Consider the following 6,388-nt stretch of genomic DNA (forward strand, 5'->3'; position numbering starts at 1 on the left):
CTCTCCTCAGATCGAATCAGTCCGTTTCTTTATAGGGCTGGTTCTTTTTTTCTTGTTGAAATGTCTGTTCGAATGACCACGTACGTTTTTCTTCCTGCAATGGTACAGGCAATGCATTCCATTGCTTTTCAAAAAACGCATGTGTGTAGGACTTATGAATAATGCCATAACGATAGCCTTCTTTACGAAGCTCGTCAAGCGCATGTGTAACTAACGCTGTAGCCAATCCTTTTTGCCGAAAACCTTCGCGTATAAACAAATGACCAATTGTACCTGGCGGCGTATTATACTGAAAAAGAAGACCCATTGGCTCTCCTGCTTCTTCAACGGTATAAAAAAACCTTTCTCAGGATCGGGGTATAAGACCCCAGCTTCAAAACGAGCCATTTCCATCAACGAAGTGACCGTATCATTGACATTTTCATTCTTTCGAAGCCGTAAAAGGGCTGATGTCTCCAATGACGAGATCGTATGCAGATCCACAAGCATATCACGTGGCTTTAGAAGCTGTTGAGCGATGACACCTTGACCAAATATCTCGATGACGCGCTTCCAAGATGGGGGCTGTTTACGATGAAAGGCTCGGATAACATGAAAAACATCTAAAAATGTATTTCCTGTCTTCTCCATCTCAAACATCGCTTCAGTCATAATCTCATGAAGTTCATCCGTCACAGCAGGGACATGTAAAGATCCATAAGAAAACGAAGCTACAGATGACGCTTCTGTTGGTACGCTCAACCCGTTCATTTCTCCTGGCATCACTGTAAGCCAGCGATCTTCATACAAACAAGCGAGACAAGCATTTACGACTGCTTCACTCGTTAAAACTGTCTCATTTACTAACGACGCTGCAAGCTGAAACACGTGATTAACGCGGGGAGTGACTTGAGCCTGTTGTTTGTATGGAGGTATGAGGCTTTTCGTTAAAATAATTTTACTCTGCCCTTTTTCATCGACTTCTACACTTGTCACAGAAAAACCGGACTGAATATTTAAGAGCAACATTTCTCTCCATTTATTATATGTATGGGTTTCCACTACTGTGTACCGATGTCTGCGAAGCCATGTGTGCTGCAATCGCATCAATGTACTCGCGATGTTCCGCCTGCGATGCGCTGGATCTACACAGCCCATCCAACTATAGTGATGATCAGGCTCTCGATCATAACCCATTTTAAAACCAACGACTTTTCCTTGGTCCACTGCGACGAATACGAGGAGCGGTTCATAGGTTCTCATCTTTCTAAACAGCACATTTGGATTGCCGCCAAATACAGCACTATACAACTGTAACAGTTCATTTAAAACCGAACTTGGCAACGATCCTTGATACATTTCATAGGTCATCATCATCCGCCTTCACGGTTTTATTTATATCTATTTTACAGAAAAATGAACTGTTTTGAAAGGTGTATAAAAAGCTTGCAACAATTTTTCAAGACTAGAATTCAAATAAACTTTCGATAAAATAATGAAAGGAGGAGATAAAAATGAAGCGAATTGCTGTTTTTTGTGGTTCCAGCGAAGGAGCTACATCACAATACAAAGAAGGCGCAACTGCTTTAGGAAAAGAACTTGCTAAACAAGGCATCACGCTTGTCTATGGAGGGGCGAGTGTAGGGCTTATGGGCACTGTCGCCGATGCAGCTTTAGAGAATGGCGGAAAAGTCATCGGTGTCATTCCACAAATGCTAGAGGATCGGGAAATTTCCCATCAGCATTTAACAGAAATACATGTCGTCAATACAATGCATGAACGAAAAGCTAAAATGGCCGATTTAGCCGACGGTTTTATCGCATTACCTGGAGGTCCCGGCACGTTAGAGGAATTCATCGAGATCTTTACTTGGGCTCAACTAGGTGTCCACGAGAAACCGTGTGGCCTGCTCAATATCAATGACTACTATGAACCACTCATTTCTTTGTTTAACCATATGGCCGATGAACAGTTTTTACATGAAAAATACCGTAAGATGGCCCTTGTTGATTCAACCCCACAAGCATTAATTGAACAAATGCACTCCTATCAGCCTCCATCTGTGAAGACGTATTGAACAACATCTCATAAAAAGCAAAAAAGAGCATCCAATAATGGATCTGCATCTCTGATGATCCATTTTTCGTCAGCACCGTTTAATCAGCTATGGCGTATCCCAGTGTAGATAAAGTCACTTCAGACTTTATCTACACTTTTTTTGGAAGACTTACCACCTCTCCCGTCTCTTTGACTAACATACATTATGAACAGGCAAACGAGACGAAAAATGATAGTTATGAGCGTGTGTTAACAGACTGCAAAAGACTTTCAGCCTCCTACTCAGTTGTTTTGCCGAGAAAAAAATCACCTACAGCTTGCAATGCTTCTTTCGCATCCTGTCCAGTCGTGACGATTGTAATTTCATCGCCCTCATGAATAAATGCAGCAACAAGCCCTAATAGACTCTTCGCATTCGTCTGCCGGTTGTTTTTGTGAATAATGACGTCTGACTCAAATTGATGAACCATATGAATAAACGTCTGTATGTTTGGTTGTGTCATCGTCACGCGACTCACTGTTTCTTTAATAAAGCTCACTGTGTTGTCCAACTCCTTTCCCCTTACATTATGTAAGCTAGATCGTTTTGTTGTGTGTGTTTGTTTTGACGTACTAGAAACATTTTTAATAAACACATGATCCCAAACAAAGGATAATACCAGTCTTCCGGTATGAAGTAAAGGTCATCAACTCGTCAAACGGTAAAACGATAAAAAAACTGCCCGAAGTCGGACAGTCTCTACATTGACTTAACAGCTGTTGCTGATCTGGTAAATTGTCACGCAATATATAGATCAAACAAGCGGATTGTCTTAATGAACATACGAGCGGATTCTTGTAAGATCGAAAGACAAGACCTGCCCTAACGAGAAAAGCCACGGTTTTTCAGGCTGTTCGCTGATCGCCAGCCTACTTCGCAAAGCTATACGTTGCTTGCTGCGGGTTGACCGAGAAATTCTTCGATTGCCGATACAGCTTCCTCCGCATCAGTTCCACTCGCCTCAATCGTCAAAGAAACACCGTCTTTAATCGGAATCGCCATAAGACCCATCATGCTCTTTGCATCGACTGTAAACGACCCTCGCCGAATTTTCACATCGGATAAGTATTGACCTGCCAATTGACAAAAAGCAATGGTCGTCGCTTGATCAAGCGTTCTCTTACATTGAATCTCTTTCTGAACTTCCTCCATTTACATTCATCCCTCCGCCTTCATAGTTGAACCCTTTCACTCTATGCGCTCAAAGGATCAATCATTCCTATTTTATCGATCAACCCACTCTTTTTTGAGCAGTCCATAAATGTGATGGTCAACGTAGCCAGAGGTGAGCCACTCTGCCTCACGAACTGTACCCTCTAATGTGAAGCCTAAACGCTCCGGAATACGCTTACTTTTTTCGTTTTCAGTCGCACAGCGAATTTCAACACGATGTAGTCCGTAAGCATAAAAAGCATAATCAATCATTGCACTGACAGCTTTCGTCATGACTCCTTTTCCGGTGTATCGATCTGCCAGCCAATAACCAAGACTTGTATTTTTACTAAACCAATCAATTGATTGAAAACCGACGTTACCTGCCACTTCCCCATTATATTCAATGACTGCTTGAAAGCCATCGTTTTTCTGATATTGTTCTAAAGAGCGCTGTACAAAAGAGATCATATAGTCAGGGCTTGTCGCATGATCAACCCAGCCGAGCCATTGACGAAGCTGTGTGCGATGCGCTGATATCAAGCGGTACATCGGTTGTACATCAGACATGCGCGTGAGCCGAACGGTCACATCCGTTGAGGGTGATAGCTTAATGTCATTTGATTGATGACGTTTAAACATCTCTTTCTTCCTCATGCTTTACGTTTTGCCCCTTTCACATAAAACTCTTATAAACAGCTGGATTGCATGCCAGCCATCACTTTTACGCCCGGCAATATACAAAGGAATTAAGTTCACTACCCCTACCCATAAATGAAAATAGGCTGTCCATTGCCAGATAAATGTCTTTGGGAAGGTTATAAACATCACCCATGCACAAATAAGATTAATGACAGGACCTGCTAATGCAATAAGAATGCCCTTCCCTGCCGAAAAGGCGTGATCTGAGCTAATCGTTTTTGTATATCCTCCTAAAAACCACCATTGCCTAATACTTACACCGATCCTTTGCCATACCCCACTAAACACCTCACGTCCTTTGCCTAAGACAATGGTGCTATCATTCCGCCCAAGGAGGCGGCCAGCTAGCGCATGACCAAATTCGTGAATGAGGATGACCGATGGAGCAAAAACAAAGAAAAATAAGCTGATTTGCCAGAGAATCGTCATTGCTATGGAAGCTCACAATGTGACGCCTCTTTTAAAAGTAAAAGGCGTTGTGCCAATTGAAAACAAGAAACTTGATCAATATGTTCTCCAAAGGATTGATGATATATTCTTTGAATGACACGTCCTAAAGTATGAGCATCTGTTTCTTCATAAAGTGCTTGCAATACATCCACTGGCTCAGTTTCATAAAAATCAGCACCGTATCCATAGGGATCCCATTCTCTCACAATGTGTATCACTTTTTCTTGCATCATGCATATCACCTATTTCTTTTTTCAGATATACTTCATTCTAGAGAAGATTAATGCTTGGTGCAATGATCGTTTATGGACATATTGAAACTCGTTTTAGCAGTGTACATTTGCTATGCTATACTGTGCTTACAGATGATATATACATAAGGAGGCCGCTTTAATGACGTTACAGTTCGATCAAAATATTGACCGCTTAAACACTCAATCGGTGAAATGGGACTTGACGAAAGTACTTTTTGGCTACGACGATTTATTACCGATGTGGGTTGCTGATATGGACTTCAAGGCACCTGATGCTGTACTTCAAGCGCTTAAAGAACGTGTTGATCACGGCGTCTTTGGCTACACGATGATTCCTGATGAGACGAAAGATGCCATTCTTTCATGGTATAAGGAAAGACATCACACTGCGCTACAAGCCGACTGGCTCACCTTCAGCTCATCTGTCGTCAATTCACTTAGTGTCATCGTTCACGCTTTTTCTGAACCTGGTGATGCCTGTCTCATCCAAACACCAGTATATCCACCGTTTTTTAAAGTCGTAGAAAATAGCGACCGCACTTTATTAACAAACAAACTCATCTTTAAAGATTCTACCTACCATATTGATTTCGCTGATCTTGAAGCGCAGCTGGCCAAAAAACCGAAGCTAATGATTTTATGTAGCCCTCACAACCCTATAGGCCGGGTGTGGACGAAGCAGGAATTAAAACGGATTGCCGACCTTTGTGTTCAATATGACGTGCTGCTCGTTTCTGATGAGATTCACGCAGACCTCGTATACGCGCCTCACGAGCATACGATGGCTCTACAATTTGGTGAAGCTTACTACGATCACGTTATTGCCTGCCTCTCCCCTAGTAAAACCTTTAACTTGGCTGGGCTTCAAGCCTCTTTTGTCGCCATACCAAATCAAAAGCTTCGCGATGCGTTCAACAAACAATATAATGCTTTTGGTCTGTCGCAGCTGAATACGCTAGGGCTCACTGCGATGAAAGCAGCTTATCAACATGGCGGTGCGTGGCTTGATGAGCTTCTGTCCTATCTACAGGGGAACATTGCCGCAGCTGAATCATTCCTCACGGCTGAATTGCCTGAAGTTCAACTCATCAAGCCTGAAGGGACGTACTTGCTCTGGCTTGACTTTTCCGCTCTCGACCTGAGTGATCAGGCTTTGAAGGAATTACTACTAGCTAAAGGAAAGATTGCGATGAATGACGGCATTTCTTTCGGAGAAGAAGGAAGCGGATTTATGCGAATGAATATCGCCTGTCCGAAACAAACCGTCCTCGAAGGGTTACAGCGCATTAAAATAGCTGTTGAAAGTCACAAAGCGACAGCCAGAAGTTAACTACGTAAAAAGAAAAGACGAAAGCTTTGTTATGAAGCAAAGTTAGTCGTCTTTTTTTGTTTTTAAAAAGTTTAAAATTCACAAATATCAGTGTGAAAAGCTACGATAAATTTATAATTTCTGTTTTAGTAAAGCTGTTAACCCACTTGGATAGAGTACTGAGGAACTAGGTGTAGAAATCGTTGTTAGACAATATCTTTCCTGTATGAATGAATTTCATAATTCTAAGGTCTTGCCACGCAAGGCTTCCGAGACATAAAAAAGGAAGTACCTCCCCAAATTCTGTATAATGGTAGTCGACGAAAACAGCCATAGAACAGAAGGAGATGTACTTCCATGACCATTATACGACAACTAAGCCTTTTTGACATGCATGAATTATACGAAATGGAATCTACCCACCATTTTGAAGCTGTTTTTCG

General features: G+C 42.0%; 9 protein-coding genes. 2 read left to right on the forward strand and 7 right to left on the reverse strand.

Going from position 1 to position 6,388, the window contains the following annotated elements:
- Positions 1-16: 16 nt before the first annotated feature.
- Both G4V62_RS04755 and G4V62_RS04760 read right to left on the reverse strand, forming a co-directional pair.
- Positions 17-307 carry a GNAT family N-acetyltransferase gene (locus G4V62_RS04755; protein WP_165199735.1) on the reverse strand — a complete coding sequence of 97 codons (291 nt, stop codon included), beginning with the start codon at positions 305-307 and terminating at the stop codon, positions 17-19.
- Positions 211-1,350: a GNAT family N-acetyltransferase gene (locus G4V62_RS04760; RefSeq protein ID WP_165199737.1), complete on the reverse strand. Its 1,140-nt coding sequence runs from the start codon at positions 1,348-1,350 to the stop codon at positions 211-213. The genes G4V62_RS04755 and G4V62_RS04760 overlap by 97 nt, the downstream gene beginning before the upstream one ends.
- Before the next feature lie 143 nt (positions 1,351-1,493).
- Here G4V62_RS04760 and G4V62_RS04765 point away from each other — a divergent pair, with 143 nt between their 5' ends.
- Complete coding sequence (locus tag G4V62_RS04765; protein WP_165199739.1) at positions 1,494-2,057, forward strand: LOG family protein; 564 nt, start codon at positions 1,494-1,496, stop codon at positions 2,055-2,057.
- Between the two features lie 259 nt (positions 2,058-2,316).
- Here G4V62_RS04765 and G4V62_RS04770 read toward each other — a convergent pair whose 3' ends face one another.
- The 5 genes from G4V62_RS04770 to G4V62_RS04790 form a co-directional block, all read right to left on the reverse strand.
- Positions 2,317-2,589, reverse strand: a complete 273-nt coding sequence (locus G4V62_RS04770) for an HPr family phosphocarrier protein (protein ID WP_165199741.1) — start codon at positions 2,587-2,589, stop codon at positions 2,317-2,319.
- A gap of 371 nt (positions 2,590-2,960) precedes the next feature.
- Positions 2,961-3,230, reverse strand: a complete 270-nt coding sequence (locus tag G4V62_RS04775; RefSeq protein ID WP_165199743.1) for an HPr family phosphocarrier protein — start codon at positions 3,228-3,230, stop codon at positions 2,961-2,963.
- Positions 3,231-3,302: 72 nt separating this feature from the next.
- Positions 3,303-3,872, reverse strand: coding sequence for a GNAT family N-acetyltransferase (locus G4V62_RS04780; protein ID WP_165199745.1), 570 nt, complete (start codon positions 3,870-3,872; stop codon positions 3,303-3,305).
- Between the two features lie 18 nt (positions 3,873-3,890).
- A complete protein-coding gene (locus G4V62_RS04785) occupies positions 3,891-4,361 on the reverse strand; it encodes a M50 family metallopeptidase (protein ID WP_165199747.1) in 471 nt (156 codons plus the stop codon).
- Positions 4,362-4,363: 2 nt separating this feature from the next.
- On the reverse strand, positions 4,364-4,612 hold the full coding sequence (locus G4V62_RS04790) for a DUF1871 family protein (RefSeq protein ID WP_246218247.1): 249 nt from the start codon (positions 4,610-4,612) through the stop codon (positions 4,364-4,366).
- A 163-nt stretch (positions 4,613-4,775) separates the two neighbouring features.
- On the opposite strand from G4V62_RS04790, the gene G4V62_RS04795 reads away from it, so the two are divergent.
- The gene (locus G4V62_RS04795; protein ID WP_165199751.1) at positions 4,776-5,966 is read left to right on the forward strand and encodes a MalY/PatB family protein; all 1,191 of its coding nucleotides are present in this window, start codon (positions 4,776-4,778) and stop codon (positions 5,964-5,966) included.
- Positions 5,967-6,388: the final 422 nt, after the last annotated feature.

It is taken from the genome of Litoribacterium kuwaitense (assembly GCF_011058155.1).
Classification (GTDB): Bacteria; Bacillota; Bacilli; order Bacillales; family DSM-28697; genus Litoribacterium; species Litoribacterium kuwaitense.